The sequence below is a fragment of the Pseudoalteromonas sp. G5_S1_54_S4 genome, assembly GCF_054968565.1.
The window spans coordinates 18,394-35,767 of record NZ_JBQKUL010000006.1; the positions used below are offsets into that span (position 1 = coordinate 18,394).

General features: G+C 40.9%; 17 protein-coding genes. 3 read left to right on the forward strand and 14 right to left on the reverse strand.

The genetic code is table 11. The features are described from left to right. Positions 1-51: 51 nt before the first annotated feature. From ACTRWE_RS03980 to ACTRWE_RS03990, 3 genes are all read left to right on the forward strand, one after another. Positions 52-1,017, forward strand: coding sequence for a metallophosphoesterase (locus ACTRWE_RS03980; protein WP_462879538.1), 966 nt, complete (start codon positions 52-54; stop codon positions 1,015-1,017). An 11-nt stretch (positions 1,018-1,028) separates the two neighbouring features. Next, positions 1,029-2,981, forward strand: a complete 1,953-nt coding sequence (locus ACTRWE_RS03985) for a phytase (protein ID WP_462879539.1) — start codon at positions 1,029-1,031, stop codon at positions 2,979-2,981. Positions 2,982-3,116: 135 nt separating this feature from the next. Next, complete coding sequence (locus ACTRWE_RS03990) at positions 3,117-3,794, forward strand: hypothetical protein (protein WP_013464357.1); 678 nt, start codon at positions 3,117-3,119, stop codon at positions 3,792-3,794. Between the two features lie 95 nt (positions 3,795-3,889). Here ACTRWE_RS03990 and cyoE read toward each other — a convergent pair whose 3' ends face one another. The 14 genes from cyoE to ACTRWE_RS04060 form a co-directional block, all read right to left on the reverse strand. Then, positions 3,890-4,774: a heme o synthase gene (gene cyoE, locus ACTRWE_RS03995; RefSeq protein ID WP_462879540.1), complete on the reverse strand. Its 885-nt coding sequence runs from the start codon at positions 4,772-4,774 to the stop codon at positions 3,890-3,892. A gap of 9 nt (positions 4,775-4,783) precedes the next feature. Beyond that, complete coding sequence (cyoD, locus tag ACTRWE_RS04000; RefSeq protein ID WP_036956792.1) at positions 4,784-5,140, reverse strand: cytochrome o ubiquinol oxidase subunit IV; 357 nt, start codon at positions 5,138-5,140, stop codon at positions 4,784-4,786. Then, positions 5,140-5,772 (reverse strand): cytochrome o ubiquinol oxidase subunit III, encoded by a 633-nt coding sequence (cyoC, locus tag ACTRWE_RS04005; RefSeq protein WP_008111916.1) that lies wholly within the window; start codon positions 5,770-5,772, stop codon positions 5,140-5,142. The genes cyoD and cyoC overlap by 1 nt, the downstream gene beginning before the upstream one ends. Further along, a complete protein-coding gene (gene cyoB, locus ACTRWE_RS04010) occupies positions 5,769-7,757 on the reverse strand; it encodes a cytochrome o ubiquinol oxidase subunit I (RefSeq protein ID WP_010391101.1) in 1,989 nt (662 codons plus the stop codon). Before cyoB ends, cyoC begins: the two co-directional genes overlap by 4 nt. Before the next feature lie 2 nt (positions 7,758-7,759). After that, positions 7,760-8,713 carry a ubiquinol oxidase subunit II gene (gene cyoA, locus ACTRWE_RS04015; protein WP_013464352.1) on the reverse strand — a complete coding sequence of 318 codons (954 nt, stop codon included), beginning with the start codon at positions 8,711-8,713 and terminating at the stop codon, positions 7,760-7,762. A gap of 327 nt (positions 8,714-9,040) precedes the next feature. Further along, entirely contained in the window at positions 9,041-9,469 is a 429-nt protein-coding gene (locus ACTRWE_RS04020; RefSeq protein WP_013464351.1) for a hypothetical protein, read from the reverse strand. Between the two features lie 324 nt (positions 9,470-9,793). Further along, complete coding sequence (nqrM, locus tag ACTRWE_RS04025) at positions 9,794-10,006, reverse strand: (Na+)-NQR maturation NqrM (protein WP_010391098.1); 213 nt, start codon at positions 10,004-10,006, stop codon at positions 9,794-9,796. 97 nt (positions 10,007-10,103) lie between these two features. Then, positions 10,104-11,129 carry an FAD:protein FMN transferase gene (locus ACTRWE_RS04030; RefSeq protein WP_033104059.1) on the reverse strand — a complete coding sequence of 342 codons (1,026 nt, stop codon included), beginning with the start codon at positions 11,127-11,129 and terminating at the stop codon, positions 10,104-10,106. Positions 11,130-11,269: 140 nt separating this feature from the next. Continuing rightward, on the reverse strand, positions 11,270-12,493 hold the full coding sequence (gene nqrF, locus ACTRWE_RS04035) for an NADH:ubiquinone reductase (Na(+)-transporting) subunit F (protein ID WP_013464349.1): 1,224 nt from the start codon (positions 12,491-12,493) through the stop codon (positions 11,270-11,272). 17 nt (positions 12,494-12,510) lie between these two features. Next, entirely contained in the window at positions 12,511-13,119 is a 609-nt protein-coding gene (gene nqrE, locus ACTRWE_RS04040) for an NADH:ubiquinone reductase (Na(+)-transporting) subunit E (protein WP_006791490.1), read from the reverse strand. 10 nt (positions 13,120-13,129) lie between these two features. Beyond that, on the reverse strand, positions 13,130-13,762 hold the full coding sequence (locus tag ACTRWE_RS04045; RefSeq protein ID WP_006791491.1) for an NADH:ubiquinone reductase (Na(+)-transporting) subunit D: 633 nt from the start codon (positions 13,760-13,762) through the stop codon (positions 13,130-13,132). Beyond that, positions 13,762-14,511, reverse strand: a complete 750-nt coding sequence (locus ACTRWE_RS04050; RefSeq protein ID WP_024601889.1) for a Na(+)-translocating NADH-quinone reductase subunit C — start codon at positions 14,509-14,511, stop codon at positions 13,762-13,764. The genes ACTRWE_RS04045 and ACTRWE_RS04050 overlap by 1 nt, the downstream gene beginning before the upstream one ends. Further along, the gene (locus tag ACTRWE_RS04055) at positions 14,504-15,709 is read right to left on the reverse strand and encodes an NADH:ubiquinone reductase (Na(+)-transporting) subunit B (RefSeq protein WP_008111893.1); all 1,206 of its coding nucleotides are present in this window, start codon (positions 15,707-15,709) and stop codon (positions 14,504-14,506) included. Before ACTRWE_RS04055 ends, ACTRWE_RS04050 begins: the two co-directional genes overlap by 8 nt. A 1-nt stretch (position 15,710) precedes the next feature. Continuing rightward, positions 15,711-17,054 carry a Na(+)-translocating NADH-quinone reductase subunit A gene (locus ACTRWE_RS04060; RefSeq protein ID WP_028835482.1) on the reverse strand — a complete coding sequence of 448 codons (1,344 nt, stop codon included), beginning with the start codon at positions 17,052-17,054 and terminating at the stop codon, positions 15,711-15,713. Positions 17,055-17,374: the final 320 nt, after the last annotated feature.

Here is a 17,374-nt window from a genome sequence, read left to right on the forward strand (position 1 = left end):
CATTTTAAGCACGTAATGGCAAGCCATCGCGTGCTTTTTTGGAGTTAAAACATGTTTAAATTGTCTTTCATAATGGCCGCGCTACTGTGCTCATCAGCGCTTAGTGCTGGTGAGCCCGTTATTTATAAAGATGCGCTATATCAACAACAAAAAATAGCCAAGTTAACTACGTTACCTAATAGCCTTAACTTTATGGTTATTGGTGATTGGGGACACAACGGCCACTTTTATCAAAAAGAGGTGGCTCATCAGCTAGAAATCGCCATGTACCAAACCGATGCCGATTTTGTTGTCTCGACCGGCGATAACTTTTACCCAAATGGTGTGGCAAGTGTGAACGATCCTCTTTGGCAATCAGCCTTTGAGAACATATACCACGGCCCTCACACATTTGAAGATTGGTATGTTGTTTTGGGTAATCACGATTACCTTGGTAATGCTCAAGCACAAATTGACTACACAGCAAAAAGTCAGCGCTGGCAATTACCAGCAAGGTACTACAGTAAAACATTTGCACTTGAAAACAACGAGCAAATGTTAATGGTTTTTTTAGATACCAACCCGATTCAACCTGAATATAAAACCCGTGAAAAATACCGCTCAACCCAAAGTCAAAACTATCAAACACAATTGGCATGGCTTGAAACCCAACTAGCTGGCAGTAACGCAAAATGGAAAATTGTTGTTGGCCATCACCCGCTCTACTCTAGCGGTAAACGCTTTGGTCGCAACCAAGGTCTTCGCGACATTTTAGAACCTATTTTAGAACGCCATAACGTGCACGTTTATATCGCAGGGCACGAGCATGACTTGCAATACAATCAACCAAAAAATAGCAAGGTGGCTCACTTTGTCTCTGGTGGTGGCAGGTTTGTAAAACAACGTGAATTTACCCGCTACGCAGAAGCAACACCGGGTTTTTTAAGTATCTCTATCAATGGCGAAACGCTAACAATGAGCGCGATTAACCACCTTGGTGAAGTACGTTTTAGCACTGAAAAGCACATAGATAAGTAAAGGATAAAATAATGAACTTTAAATTAAATACAATTTCAGCGGTACTATCAAGTGCTGTGCTTGTAACTGCGCTTGGCGGTTGTACAAGTAATGACGATACCCAAAACACGACAGAAATAGCAAAACCAGCTGTTGAGGCTAAGTTATTTGGCCCACAACAAAACATGCAAGGCTCACAAGCAGCAGCGCTAGGTAATAATCAATGGCTAATGGCGAGCGAAAGACAGGGCTTATTACTTACCGATAACGAGAAAAGCAGTGTGTTGTTAGCCGGTAACTTTGAGTCAATTTCACTAAAGCAATTATCAGCGCAGCAGTTTTTACTCGCCAGTCTTGATAAAAGCCAAGACAACGTAGCTATTTTTAAACTTATAAAAAATGGCCAAACTTGGCAGCTTAATGAACTTACTCGTATTAGTCCGCCTCAAGCCCAGCCCGATGCCGTATGTTTATTTAAAAACAGCAATAACAAAACTGTATCAGCGTTTGTGCCAGATGTTCGCGGCTTGATCAGCGAAACGGTTATTTATGATTTAGCAACTAACCAAGCTAAAAATATCGCAGTACGTGAATTCTCTGCGGTCACTGAGGCTTCAGGTTGTGCAGTAAATGACGACACAAAAACCCTGTATGTGAGTGAGGCAGAGCTCGGAGTGTGGGCCATTAACGCGAATGCAGAATCTGATGCCAATAAGCAACCTGTGGCTTTAGTACAGCCATACGGCGAATTAAACAGTGAAATCGGGGCTCTATCGGTATCACAAGACGGTACTTTATGGCTCAGTGCCACTGATGGTAATAAGGTTTATGCTTACCAAGCTCAAACAGATAAGCTAAGCCAATGGTCACTGGCAGGTGAGCACACAATAGAGTCTGTTGCAGCGAGCTTTATCAATGACAGTCAAGCCCAGCTGGTATTAATTGATGATGAAACAGGCGCTTACATTCAAGCAAACGTTAACTACACAGCGCAAACAGCGACTTCACAAAACAATGTCGCGATGACTCACCTTCATGCCAGCGCACAAACTACACCGGTTGCTGCGTTTGGTGATGCAGCAGATGATCCGGCTATTTGGATTAATGAGCAAGACGCTAAAAAAAGCTTAATTTTAGGCACTGATAAACGTCGCGGCTTGATGGTTTATGACCTTGCTGGCAGCAAAGTACAATCGCTAAATATAGGGCGTTTAAATAATGTTGATGTGCGTCAACATCAAGGTATAAACAACCAGACCCATACGTGGATCACAGCCAGTAACCGTACTCTTAATAGCATTAGCGTATTTACTGTAGATGGCGATAACCAAGTAAACCATGTGACAGAAATAGCCACTAACCTATCTGAGATTTACGGTATGTGTATGTATTCCTCTGAGTCTGGCCATTACGTGTTTGTTAATGATAAATCAGGTTTATTTCAGCAGTATAAATTCACCGGTGAGCAAAGTAATTTAAGTGGTGAACTGGTTAGAGAGTTTACTCTACCAAGCCAACCTGAAGGCTGTAGTGCTGATGATAATCTAGGCCAACTATTTGCAGGTGAAGAAGATGCAGGCATTTGGTATATCGGTGCAGAGCCTACCGCTGGTAACAAAGCAGTAAAGCTACAAAGTGTTAATGAGCAACTGGTGACAGATGTTGAAGGTATGGAAATTTATCATGCTAATGATGCTCGCTATTTAGTAGTATCAAGCCAAGGCGATAATAGCTATGTGCTTTATAAAATCTCAGATGGCACACAGCCTAGTCTAAGCTTTGCAGGTAAGTTTAATGTAATTGCAAACCTAGATAAAGGCATTGATGGCGTAGGTGAAACTGACGGTTTAACCGTTACAGCAACGGCTTTGCCTGGTTATCCTGAAGGCATGCTTATAGTACAAGATGGCTACAATCGCATGCCCCTACAACCACAAAACTTTAAAATTATTGACTGGCGCGAAGTGAAAAAAGCAATTAGATAATAGCTAACCCTAAATGTACTGATACACACTAAAGCTTTAGTGTGTATCACGTTTAAGCTTTACTAAAATATAACTAAAGATAATTTTGTATAAATGTATACTACACTTTATATCTATAAATTAATTGAGGTTATTATGCGGCTACCCTACTTCGTATATTTATTTATCAGCATTATATTTTGTACCAGCTCGCTTGCTAATGCCGAAGAGCCACCAGAACTTCCGCCATTAAACCCCAAGTATGAAGCAGAGCATGCCATGGTATTAGTTAATAAGGGTTCAAGTGTATACGCGATTAACATTCCAAGCTTTGAGCTTCCTTATGATGTACATGTTATGTACAAGGTAGATGTATCTGATATTCCATTTTTAGATTTAGTACGTGACGCTGAGTTAGTTACCGTAAAATCAAAGCCGTTTAATATTCAACGCTTAATGCGAGGCGAAGAAGTCGCGATTACCGCAGATGTGTATCTTGGAGATTTTAGACAAGGAGGTAGCTTAGTTTACAGTGATAAATTAATAGAGCTTAGCGAGCAGTTATTTACTCGTGAGCTAACTGATTTAAGCCCAGCCTCAAAATGGCAACAGTACGATATGGTTACGCTAAAAAATAATGAGCGTATTTATATTCACCAAATAACTCAGCCACCAAGCTATCATCATATTATGTTTGTTGATTTAAGTGGTGCCTGTTTACAAAAGTTTCGCACCTCAACTGAAGTGCCCTCTGCTGGTGAGCTCAATTATAAGTTTATAAATTGTGGCACATTGAAACCGATGTTTTATGATGCTGAAAGCTTAAGTAAATAACTTAGCCTTGTTTTAGGGACGAAAAAAGGCTCCTCGCAATGCTCAGAGCCTTTGGTTAACTTTGGGAATTAACTCGGTTCATTGATCGTTTAAGATCAGTTTAGCGCAACTAATTGTGGCGCAATTGTTTGATAATCTACCGCCATGGCAATGCTCAAAGCGGTAATATTAATAATTGAAAACGCAAACACTTGGCGTGCCCAACGGGTGGTGTCTATGTTGTAGCGATACCCTCTAAGTGCCATGAGTAACCACCAAAAACTGGTAATACAGGCAACGGCCATAAAGGCAGCACCGGTATAACCACTGATTGGCAATAGCATCACCACTAAAGCATATACCGCAATATAAAGCACAATATGGCGCTTAGCTTTGTTAACACCTTGCGCCACGGGCAATACTGGAATATTAGCGGCTTGATAATCTTTAAAGCGAAAAATAGCAATCGCATATGAGTGAGGCATTTGCCACAAACTAAACATCACCAACAGTATTAATGCACCCATATCGAATACACCCGTAACGGCGCAATAGCCAACAACAGGTGGAACTGCGCCCGATAGACTACCAATAAAGGTGCCGTAAACAGAGTTGCGTTTCATGTAGAGGCTGTACACCCCTACATAAATGACATAGCCAAAGGCGGCAAAAAATACCGCCGCTTGAGTGGTAAAGGCGATTAATAAGCCAAAGCCAATTAGCCCTAATAACACGCCATGGCTTAAAGCGGCTTTTGCAGACATTTCGCCCGTTACAGTTACACGTGAGCGAGTACGTGCCATAGCAGCATCAATGTCTCTATCTATAACATTGTTTATGGCACATCCCGATGCAACAACAAGCGATAAACCAACCAAGGTAACCAACATTAACCATGGGTCTATATCACCGCGGGCGGCAAGTAAAAAACCACCGGCAACGCTGATCAAATTCCCCATAATAATACCTGGCTTAGTAACAGCTAAATAACGACGAAACATCTGAAACCTCTAATACATCATCATTGCGTTTGATTCATAAATGATCCAAACAGACAGTCCAACCACCATGACGATGATCAACGCGCTAAACAAGAAGGTAAAGGTATTCGCTTTACCTTCATCAGTGGTGAAATTAAGGTGTAAAAAGTATTTTAAATGCACCCAAATTTGCACGATTGCTAAAGTAACAATACTCCAAAGCGTGGTGACCTTTGAAAAGTCGCCCTCCATCACCATCCAAAATGGAATGGCCGTTAAAATCACTGACAATACAAAGCCAATAAGATAGGTTTTAACACTACCGTGTGACTGATCATGATGTTGGCTTTGCATTTTCTCTAAAGCATGTGTTTCGCTATGGCTCATTACATTGCCCCCATTAAATAAACAACGGTAAATACACAAATCCACACAATATCTAAAAAGTGCCAAAATAAGCTTAAGCAACTTAAGCGCGTGACGGTTTGTTTACCTAAACCGCGCTTAATCACTTCTATCATCATTATGCTCATCCAGATAAGGCCTGCAGTTACATGTAAACCATGCAAGCCCACTAATGAGAAAAACGATGTTAAAAAAGCACTTTGCTGTGGGCCATTGCCATGAACAATTAAATGATGAAACTCATAAATTTCCATACCAATAAACACCGCGCCTAAACAAAAAGTGACCGCGAGCCAACCAAGCGTCAGCGCCTTTTTTTGCCCTTGAGCGGCAATCATGGCAAAACCAAAAGTAATACTACTTATAAGTAGCGCCGCAGTTTCAACGGCAACAAAATCAAGCTCAAAAATATCTTTGCCCGATACACCGCCTGCGGTGTTCATATAAAGCACTGCGTAGGTTGCAAAAAATGAGGCAAATAAAAGGCAATCGGTCATTAAATAAAGCCAAAAGCCAAAGATTGTATCGCCTGAGGTATCGTGATGTTCATGCGTATGACTTACGCTATGAGGCTCTAAATTTACATGGCCTTGAGTTGCAGATAACGTACTCATGCGCTTACCTCCTTCGTGTTACTGGCAATATGCGCGCCTTCAATTTGTAATATTTCATCGTTTTGCACGTAGTAATCTACATCACTGGTGTAAGCACGGTTAATAAACAGCGCAATCGCGCCAATAAAACCAAGCCCTGCTAGCCACCAAATATGCCAGATCATGGCAAAACAAAACGCCGTTAAACTCGCAGCAATAAGCACACCCGATGCGGTATTTTTTGGCATATGAATTGGGCTATAGCTAGATTTGCCTTGATAAGCTAGGCCTTTTTCTTTCATATCAGTCCATGTATCAATATCATCAACATGCGGGATTTCAGCAAAGTTATAGTATTGCGGTGGTGATGACGTTGACCATTCAAGGGTGTGACCGTTCCAAGGATCGCCAGTGGTATCATCAAGCGCTTCGCGGTTTTTAAAGCTCACATATAGCTGAATAATTTGGCAAATAATACCGAACATAATAATCACGGCCCCCACTGCAGCAATATAAAGCCAGATATTCCAATCAGGATTATTAGAGTGGTTTAAGCGACGCGTCATGCCCAAAAAGCCGAGTACGTACAATGGCATAAAGGCTACGAAAAAACCGATTAACCAACACCAAAATGACGCTTTACCCCAACGCTCATCAAGCTTAAAGCCCATTGCTTTTGGAAACCAAAAAACAAAACCAGCTAAGTAGCCAAATACTGCGCCACCAATAATGGTGTTATGAAAATGAGCGATTAAGAATAAGCTGTTATGCAATACATAATCGGCACCAGGGATTGCTAGTAATACCCCCGTCATACCACCAATACTGAAGGTAACCATAAAACCAAGCGTCCACAGTACGGGCACAGTAATGCGCAAGCGACCACGGTAAATAGTAAACAACCAACTAAATAACTTAACCCCAGTAGGGACAGCAATGACCATGGTCATTACCCCAAAGAAGGCATTTACATTGGCACTTGAACCCATAGTAAAGAAGTGGTGTAACCATACAATAAAGCCAAGAATAGAAATGGCACCGCTGGCATATACCATCGATTTATAACCAAATAAACGTTTACCAGTGAAAGTCGACACTATTTCAGAGAAGATACCAAAAGCTGGTAATACTAAAATGTATACCTCTGGGTGACCCCATGCCCAAAACAGGTTGATATACATCATGGCGTTTCCGCCGGCTTCATTAGTGAAGAAGTGGAAATCTAAATAACGGTCTAGCGTTAGCATGGCGAGCACTGCGGTTAAAATTGGAAATGATGCCGCAATTAAGATATTTGCCCACGTACATGCCCATGTGAAAATTGGCATTTTCATCAGAGTCATACCAGGGGCACGCATTTTAAATACAGTCACTAGAAAGTTAACAGCGGTTAATAGCGTACCGAGCCCCGATATTTGCAAGGCCCAAATATAATAATCGACCCCCACCCCAGGGCTAAAGGTCAACTCCGACAACGGTGGGTAAGCAACCCAGCCTGTTTTAGCAAATTCACCAAATATAAGTGATAAATTTATTAAAATGGCGCCACTAGCGGTAAACCAAAAACTTAAATTATTTAAAAATGGAAAAGCCACATCACGGGCACCAATTTGCAGTGGTACAACAATATTCATTAAACCAATCATAAATGGCATCGCCATAAAGATGATCATAATAACGCCATGAGCGGTGAATATTTGGTCGTAATGCTCTGGCGGCAGATAGCCTGGCGCGCCACTGGTAGCAAGCGCTAACTGCGCACGCATCATAATGGCATCAGAAAAACCACGAAACAGCATGATTAGTGCTAATAAAATGTACATAACGCCTAAGCGTTTATGATCAACCGAGGTGATCCAGTCACGCCAAAGCACACCCCATTTTTTATATTTTGTTATTAGCCCAGCTATAATAAGCCCGACAACAGCAATCACCGCCATGGTAACCATGATAATAGGTTCATGAAACGGAATTGCATCTATAGATAATTTACCTAAAAACGACATGATTATTCCTCGCCCTGGCTGTGTGATGATGGCATTGAATGATTACCCATTGCTTGATGCTCATTACTCATCTGCTGATGTTTACCCATGACATGATGTTTTTTATTCATATCGCCATGCGCCTGCATGTATTTCATCACTATGGTATGAAATAAACCGTCATCAACCTTGCCATAGTAAGCGACTGGGTTGTTCTCACTTGCTTTTGCAAGCTCAACATAATTGGCATGAGTAAGGTTATTAGCGTTAGTTTTTACCTGTTCAACCCACTGGTTGAAGTCAGCTTTTGTTGGCGTTGCGATGGCATTAAATTTCATACCAGTAAAACCCGCACCACTGTAATTAGCCGAAAAGCCTTTAAACGTGCCTGGCTCATTAGCAATTAAATGCAGCTTAGTTTCCATGCCCGCCATTGAGTAGATTTGACTACCTAACTGAGGGATGAAAAACGAGTTCATGGTGCTTTCTGACGTGATTTTGTATTCAACCGGAACATTGGCTGGAAATACCAATTCATTCACCGTGGCAATACCTTGTTCAGGGTAAATAAATAACCATTTCCAATTAAGTGACACCACTTCAACAGTAAGATGTTCACCTTTACCTTCTATCGGTTTATAGGGGTCAAGCTCTTGAGTTGACTGCCAGGTGATCACACCTAAAATAACAACAATAACAATAGGAACCGCCCATACAACAGCCTCAATCTTATTAGAGTGAGCCCATTTTGGTGCGTAAATTTCATGGTTTTGTGTGTCTCTGTATTTCCAAGCAAAATATAAAGTCATCACAATAACGGGGATCACAACTAACAACATAAGCACAGTGGCGATGATGATCAGATTTTTCTCATCAATACCTATCTGCCCTTTTGGGTCGAGTACCCCGCCATTACAGCCTGATAAGATCAGCGCCATACTAGCTAAAGCAATATTAAAAAGGTTACGAATTAACAAGGGACTATCCTAAAACCTAAAGAGTTTTTATTAGCTGCCAAAAATATTTAGCAACGATATTTGATAAAAATCCAAGTTAATTAAGATTGAATTACAAATAATGCAGAGCGAATGCAAGCATGAAGTATTGACCACTGGCTTAATAAAACCACCTAGCAGAACCAACCCAGCTTTTTTAAACACATTAATATAACGCAATAAAAATTAACTTGGGTGAGGTATGGTTGGCTGAGAGTGTGTAAAAACACTAAGCTACAATGAAAGTAATCGTTATTTACAGCAAGAATAAATAATTAGATACCACAGGTGTAACCTATACCCATAAAATTAATGGGTAAACAGACAACCTGTAAAGCTAGGTGGAGCACGACAACCATGCGCAGCTTGCACTGGTTGCTGAACTTTAGCCTCGCTAAAAGCAAAGGCTGCTTTACGGAGGATTATCCCAGCACGACGCGCTGGAAACATGTGGAACAATAGCCAACAAAGGCCAATAAGTAACTGACACGATAAGATGGGATGAGCTAAAAATTCGGCAATTGTCAGTAATAATGGCTCTATAAAAAAGCCATCACTGACCAATGCTTCAAGCCTAAAGGCATCCTCAATAGCGCCACTAAGCAACATAACGACATTAAAAACTAATAATGTTACAGCCACACTCACGCCCTTTTTCGCTTTTTTAAAGCGCTCATGCAACACTGACTTACCTAAGGTAAGCAAAGCGCTGGTATGAAACAAAGAAAGTGAGTTCAAAAACATTAACCTATTAAAATGACTAATAACAAAATTCGGTGTACACCGTGGCAACAAAAAAGGTTGCAGCCGTAAAGCCTTATACAGTGACATGAAATACAGTCTCAACGCATTAGCACTATTTTGCCAAGCTAGTTTTGATCCGCATCAATAGAACTTTCAAAACTTACTGAAAGTTCGGGCATGAGTATAACAAAGAGAATTTTCTGTTCAAGATAAAAACACGATTATTTTATCGGCTGGTGATTTATTTATGCCGATATAAATAAAAAACCTCCCGTAGTGAGCTACGAGAGGTTTTTTGTTTAAACAGGGATACCCTATTTAAAGAATTTGGTTTTCTTTCCATACTTGCTCTTTGGCTAGACGCTTTTTGCGTTTATCACATGGATCATCGCAATCACATGCTTTATCAATACCTACAGAGCCTAGGCCTCCGCAGCTACTCGCCATCGATTTTCTTTGTACTATCATGCCTATCGCCATTGCAGCGACAATTAAAATAAGTAAGCCAAAGGTTAGAAAAAAAAGTGACATTGCTTAGCCCCTATTGTTCAGCAATAAAATGAGCCCAAACATCATATCTGAGCTCATTGCATTATATACCCTCATGATAAGGATATAAACCTAAAGACTATAAATAAGGCTTAAACGCAGGGCTTGAATAGGTGACTAACCCCTGTGCCGATTTCGCAATTAAATACACAGGTAAATCATGCTGCTGCGCATAACGTTGTGCCTTTTCCATGCCCATTACCGTTAAAGCAGTCGCTAAACCGTCCGCCGTCATTGCACTTGGGTGCAAAACTGTGACAGAGACTAAGTCGTGCTTAATCGGCATACCTGTCATCGGATCAATGAGATGCGTATAAGTTTCGCCATCCATAGTATAAAATATTCTATAATCGCCTGAGGTGGCAATGCCATTATTACCCGGTGTTAATACGCGGTGTACTTTGCGCTCGCCCGGATTTGCATCAGGTTGTTCGATTGCTATTCGCCATGCTTGATTGTCTGGTTTTGTACCAGCAATACGCAGTTCTCCACCAATTTCAACCATGTAATCTGTAATGCCTTTACTTTGTAATAGCTCAGCAACTTTATCAATACCATAGCCTTTTGCGGTAGCCGAAAACGACAGCTCTAAATCAGCAACTGTTTTAGCTAACCCTTGCTCATTAAGGACTAGCTTATCTATACCAATGTTACTGACCATATTTGCCAGTGCTTCATCCGTTGGGCGCTTTGTTGGTTTTTTATCAGGACCAAATCCCCATAAATCGATTAGCGGTCCCATAGTCACATCGAGTGTTTTAGTTGAATCACCAATTCGTATAGATTCTGCAATAACCGCTCTAAAATCATCACTGATTGGCATTACTTGATTAGCATCTAAACGATTAAAGGTGTTTATTTCTGACTCTTCAATATAGGTCGACATAGACTGGTTAATATCAACTAAAACCGCATCTATTTCTGCTTGAACTGCTTGAGGATCCACTTGATCAGCGTAAAACTTGATGTGGTAAGTTGTCCCCATCGTTTTACCTTCAAGGTAAGCTTCTTCGTTGTGTTGTGAATTGCCACAACCGGTAATAAGTAACGTGGATATGATTAAAAATAAGGCTGCCACGCCTTTAACTGTACTTAATCGATTCATAATAGCCTACTTATAAAGGTTAAATAGAGTATCAACTAAAATCAGCGGTAAAGCCAAACTCAATCAGTTGATATAAAAAAGCCTCATAACACTTAGTGCTATGAGGCTGGTATTTTAACTAAATTTATTTAGTTTGGGTATTAGCCACCGAAATCATCTAATAAGATGTTTTCTTCTTCTACGCCTAAATCTTTAAGCATAGAGATAACTGCCGCATTCATCATTGGAGGACCACACATGTAGAACTCACAATCTTCAGGCGCTTCGTGGTCTTTAAGATAGTTCTCAAATAACACGTTGTGGATAAAGCCAGTGTAGCCTTCCCAGTTATCTTCTGGTTGCGGATCTGAAAGCGCTGTATGCCAAACGAAGTTATCGTTTTGCTCAGCTAGGCCGTCAAAATCTTCAACATAAAACATTTCACGCTTAGAACGTGCACCATACCAGAAACTAATTTTACGCTTAGAGTTTAAACGCTTAAGTTGGTCAAAGATATGTGAACGCATTGGTGCCATACCTGCACCACCACCTACGAATACCATTTCAGCGTCTGTGTCTTTAGCGAAGAACTCACCAAATGGACCAGAAATAGTTACTTTATCACCTTCTTTCAGTGACCAAATGTACGATGACATTTTACCACATGGTAGGCTTAGGTTTCTTGGCGGCGGCGTAGCGATACGCACGTTAAGCATAATAATGCCTTCTTCTTCTGGGTAGTTAGCCATTGAGTAAGCACGAATTGTTTCTTCGTCTACTTTTGACTCCAGGTCGAAGAAACCAAAATGGTTCCAATCGCCACGATACTCTTCAGGAATATCGAAATCAGCGTATTTAACATGGTGAGCTGGCGCTTCGATTTGGATGTAACCACCCGCACGGAACGGCACTGACTCGCCATCTGGAATTTGTAGCTTAAGTTCTTTGATGAACGTTGCTTTGTTATCGTTAGAGATAACTTCACAATCCCATTTTTTAACACCGAAAATTGACTCTTCAAGTTCAATTTCCATGTCATTTTTAACATTAACCTGACACGCTAAACGACAACCTTCACGTGCTTCACCTTTAGAGATGTGGTCAAGTTCAGTTGGCAGAATATCACCGCCACCTTCTTTAATGTGAACGCGACACTGACCACAAGAGCCACCGCCACCACATGCAGAAGATACGAAAATACCTGACTCAGATAGTGCACCTAATAGCTTACTACCTGCTGATGTTTTAATGGCTTTGTCTGGATCGCCATTAATACCGATGATGATGTCACCGCTTGCAACTAGCTTAGATTTAGCACCAATGATGATTAAAACTAGTATTACAACGATAGCGATAAAAACACCAACGCCTAAGAAAATATCCATGATTGACCTCGCTATTATTACAGTGAAATACCAGAGAATGACATAAAGCCAAGACCCATCAAGCCAACAGTGATAAAGGTAATACCTAGACCACGTAAACCATCTGGTACGTCTGAATACTTCATTTTCTCACGGATACCTGCAAGTAATGTAATTGCAAGCGCCCAACCCACACCAGCGCCAATACCATAAACAACAGACTCGCCGAAGTTATAGTTACGCTCAACCATGAAGGCTACCGCACCAAAAATTGCACAGTTAACTGTGATTAGTGGTAGGAAAATACCTAATGCGTTGTACAGTGGTGGGAAGAACTTATCTAATGCCATTTCAAGAATTTGCACCAGTGCAGCAATAACACCAATGAAAGTTAAGAAACGTAAAAAGCTAAGATCCGCTTCTGGGTAACCAAGCCACTCAAGTGAACCTGGTGCTAATACCGCATGGTAAACCAAGTTATTAACCGGTACTGAAATACCTAATACAACAATAACCGCTACCCCTAGGCCAATTGATGTAGTTACTTTTTTAGACACGGCTAAGAAAGTACACATACCTAGGAAGAATGCTAACGCTAAGTTTTCAATAAAAACGGCTTTTACAAATAAACTAATATAATGTTCCACTTATCGCCCCTTACGCTTTAGCTTCTACTTGGTCTTTCTTATAAGTACGAAGTACCCAAATGAATAAACCAATAATGAAGAATGCACTCGGTGGTAAGATCAATAGACCCATAGGTTGGTACCAACCACCATTTTGTACTAATGGAATAATATCAACACCGAACAGTGAACCTTTACCGAATAACTCACGAATAAAGCCAACAGTAAGAAGCACAACAGAGTAACCTAAGCCATTACCAATACCATCAAGGAAAGACATTAATGGCGGCGACTTCATTGCATAAGCTTCAGCACGACCCATTACGATACAGTTAGTAATGATTAGACCAACGAATACTGATAACTCTTTTGCCGTAGCGTAAGAGAAAGCTTGTAGTACTTGGTCAACCACGATTACCAATGATGCAATAATCGTCATCTGTACAATGATACGTACTGATGATGGAATATGGTTACGAATAGTCGAGATAAAAAGGCTAGAGAATGCAGTTACCAAGGTCAATGCAATTGACATGATTAATGCATTTTTTAAGCTAGACGTTACCGCTAGCGCAGAACAAATACCAAGTACTTGTAATGCGATTGGGTTGTTAGCGAAAACTGGACCGAATAGGACCGCCTTCATTTCTTTAGTATCAGCCATTAGTTCAATGCTCCTTTACGTACTTTCGCAAGGAAAGGGCCAAAGCCATTTTCGCCAGTCCAAAAGTCAACTGCATGGTCAACACCATTAGACGTTAATGTAGCACCTGAAAGACCGTCGATCTTGTGCTCATCACCGGCTGCAGTCCCTTTAACGATTTGGATTGGTAACTCTTTACCTTCCCACGTTGCAGTCCACTGTGGGTTTTGAATTTCACCACCTAAACCAGGTGTTTCGTTATGTTTGTAGAAAATAATGTCTTTAATAGTTTCGCCATCGCTTTCAAGCGAGATAAAACCGTACATTAAACCCCATAAACCATAACCCTGAATAGGAAGGATGATTGCATCAGTAGAGCCATCGTCTTTTTTAGAGATGTAAACAGGCGCACGCTTGGTAATACGTTGAATACCGGCGATGTCCTTAATACCATTCTCTTTAAGAGACTTGCTTAAATCAGCATCATATTTGCTTTTTTCAAAGTCGAAATCTTCTACCGGCTCAGCAAACTCACCACTTTGCATATCAACAAAGCGGGTTTCGATTTTAGCTTCAAACGTTTCTGCAACGTTATCAACTTTGCCAATACCAGCAGCAGCTAAGATATTACTTTGAATATCTTTTGCTTTATTTGCTTTTTGCAGAGGGCGAAGTTGCACAGACGTTAGCGACACAATAACTGCACACACTAAACATAATGAGACAACAACAGCTAGCGTTTTGCCAATTGATTCGTTATTACTAGACATTACGTGCCAACCTCCGCTTGATATTAGCTTGCACTACAAAGTGATCGAATAAAGGTGCAAACAAGTTAGCAAATAAGATTGCTAGCATGATGCCCTCTGGGTATGCAGGGTTAACAACACGGATCATGATAACCATAAAGCCAATAAGCGCACCGTATGCTAATTTACCTTTATCAGTAAATGCAGCAGATACAGGGTCAGTTGCCATAAAGAACATACCGAATGCAAAACCACCTAATACCATATGCCAGTACCAAGGCATAGCAAACATAGCATTGGTTTCAGAACCAATAGTATTTAGTATTGATGAGGTTACTACCATACCTAGGAATACACCTAGCACGATACGCCAAGACGCGATGCGCACGTAAATTAGGAATAAACCACCAATAAGTACAGCTAGTGTAGACGTTTCACCCATAGAACCTTGAATGAATCCGTAAAACGCATTCCACCAAAGCTCAATATCAGTCGCGTAATTTAACGTACCAGCAAACGCTTGACCAAGCATCGTCGCGCCAGAGAATGAATCTACGGCAGTCCATACTGTGTCACCTGAAATTTGTGCAGGGTATGCGAAGAATAAAAACGCACGACCAGCAAGCGCAGGGTTTAAGAAGTTACGACCTGTACCACCAAATATTTCTTTTGCGATAACTACACCAAAAGTAATACCTAGCGCAACTTGCCATAAAGGAATCGTTGCAGGCAGGATTAATGCAAATAATACAGAGGTTACGAAGAAACCTTCATTTACTTCATGCTTACGCACAGAAGCAAACAATACTTCCCAAAAACCACCGACAATAAAGGTTGTTGCATAAATAGGTAGGAAGAAACATGCTCCGTAGAACATTTTTGCGCCCCAACCAGCATCAACGGTTAACTCACCGCCTAATAACTGGAATAAACCTACTTGCCAAATGTTAGCTAGTTCAAAACCATTACCAAGCGCGATTGCCGCTTGATGACCAATATTGAACATACCAAAGAACATGGCAGGGAACGTCGCCATCCACACTAAAATCATCATGCGTTTTAGGTCGATGTTATCACGAACGTGAGTTGAACCTTTGTTTACGTAACCTGGCGTGTAAAAAATAGTCGCAGCGGCTTCATACAGCGCGTACCATTTCTCATGCTTACCACCTGGTTCAAAATGCGGTTCGATATCTTCTAAGAAAGTTTTTAAGCCCATTTTAGCCTTCCTTCTCGATCGTAGTTAAGCAATCGCGTAGGGCTGCGCCGTACTCGTATTTGCCAGGACAAACGAAGGTGCATAACGCTAAATCTTCTTCATCTAATTCAAGCGCACCTAATGAAATTGCACTGTCTAAATCACGAGACAATAAGTCACGTAATAAAAGCGTTGGCAAAATATCAAGTGGCATAACACGCTCATAGCTTCCAAGTGGAACCATAGCACGTTTTGAACCGCCCGTAGACGTTGTCATTTTAAATAAACGACTCGGTGTAAGGTGAGACAAGAATGTACGCGTTACAGAGAATTTATCACTACCTGGTGCAATCCAGCCAAAAAATTCTTTTTCGCGACCTTCAAGTAATACAGATACTTGAACATGGTAACGACCTAAAAATGCATGAACGCCAGAAGACGTAGCACCTGCAAGTACAGAACCAGAAATAACACGGTTATCACCGTCTTCTAATTCACCTGCAACTAAGTCATCAAGTGAAGCACCTAATTGTGTTTTCACTAAACGAGGATTCTTAACACGCGGACCTGCAAGCGAAATCACACGGTCTGTGTAAATTTCACCAGTAAGGAAAAGGTGACCATACGCAATAACGTCTTGGTAACCAATGTGCCAAACTTGCTTACTAGCAGATACTGGGTCAAGGTGATGGATATGAGTGCCAACAAGGCCAGCCGGATGCACGCCACCAAACTCATGTACTTCTACTTGAGCAATAGGTGAACTAGGAACTTGACTACCTGCTTGCTTACAAACAAATACTTTGCCATCGGTTAAACGTGACACAACAGCCAAACCTGCTTCAAACGCTTTCGCATTTTCAGCAATAATTACTGCAGGATCTGCAGCAAGTGGATTGGTATCGATAGCTGTCACAAAAATAGAGCTAGGATTTGCATCCAATGCCGCTACTTTGCTAAATGGGCGGGCACGAAGTGCTGTCCATTGACCCGATTGAACTAGTACTTCTTTAGCTTTTTCACGGTCTAAGCTGTTAAGCTCAGTTTCCGAGAAAGAACCAAAGGTGATTTGCTCACTGCCGTTTACTTCAATAACAACAGATTGCAGAACACGTTTAGCACCGCGATTAATTTCTTTTACTGTACCAGAAGCTGGTGCAGTAAATAATACGCCTGGGTTCTTTTTATCTTCAAAAAGTACCTGGCCTTTTTTGACTTGGTCATCCACACGAACATGCATGGTTGGACGCATACCGATAAACTCTTCACCTAGCACAGCTACACGTTTGACGGCAGAACCATCATGAATAACTTGCTGAGGTGCGCCCTCTAAGGGTAAATCCAGACCTTTTTTTATATTGATCATACGCACTTGCACTACATTAACGGAAAGAAACTGAAAAATCGTACTAACCACGCCGCTATTTGTATTATTGCAAGCTATAAAATGACTCGCTATAAATACCAAACAAGCAGCGCAGTAAAACTCCTCACATATTGCTTTGATTTTAACATTATTGTGGCTGACTATGCGAGTGTATTTATGAAAATTATACGAGAGAAACGTTTATTTAGTTTTGTAATTAACAATTAATAAAATACAAGCTAGACCAAAGTGGTAAATTAGCCAACAATTAGCAAATATTTTTTCAAATCAAAGCTAAAAAACAAAAAAGCCGCACAAGG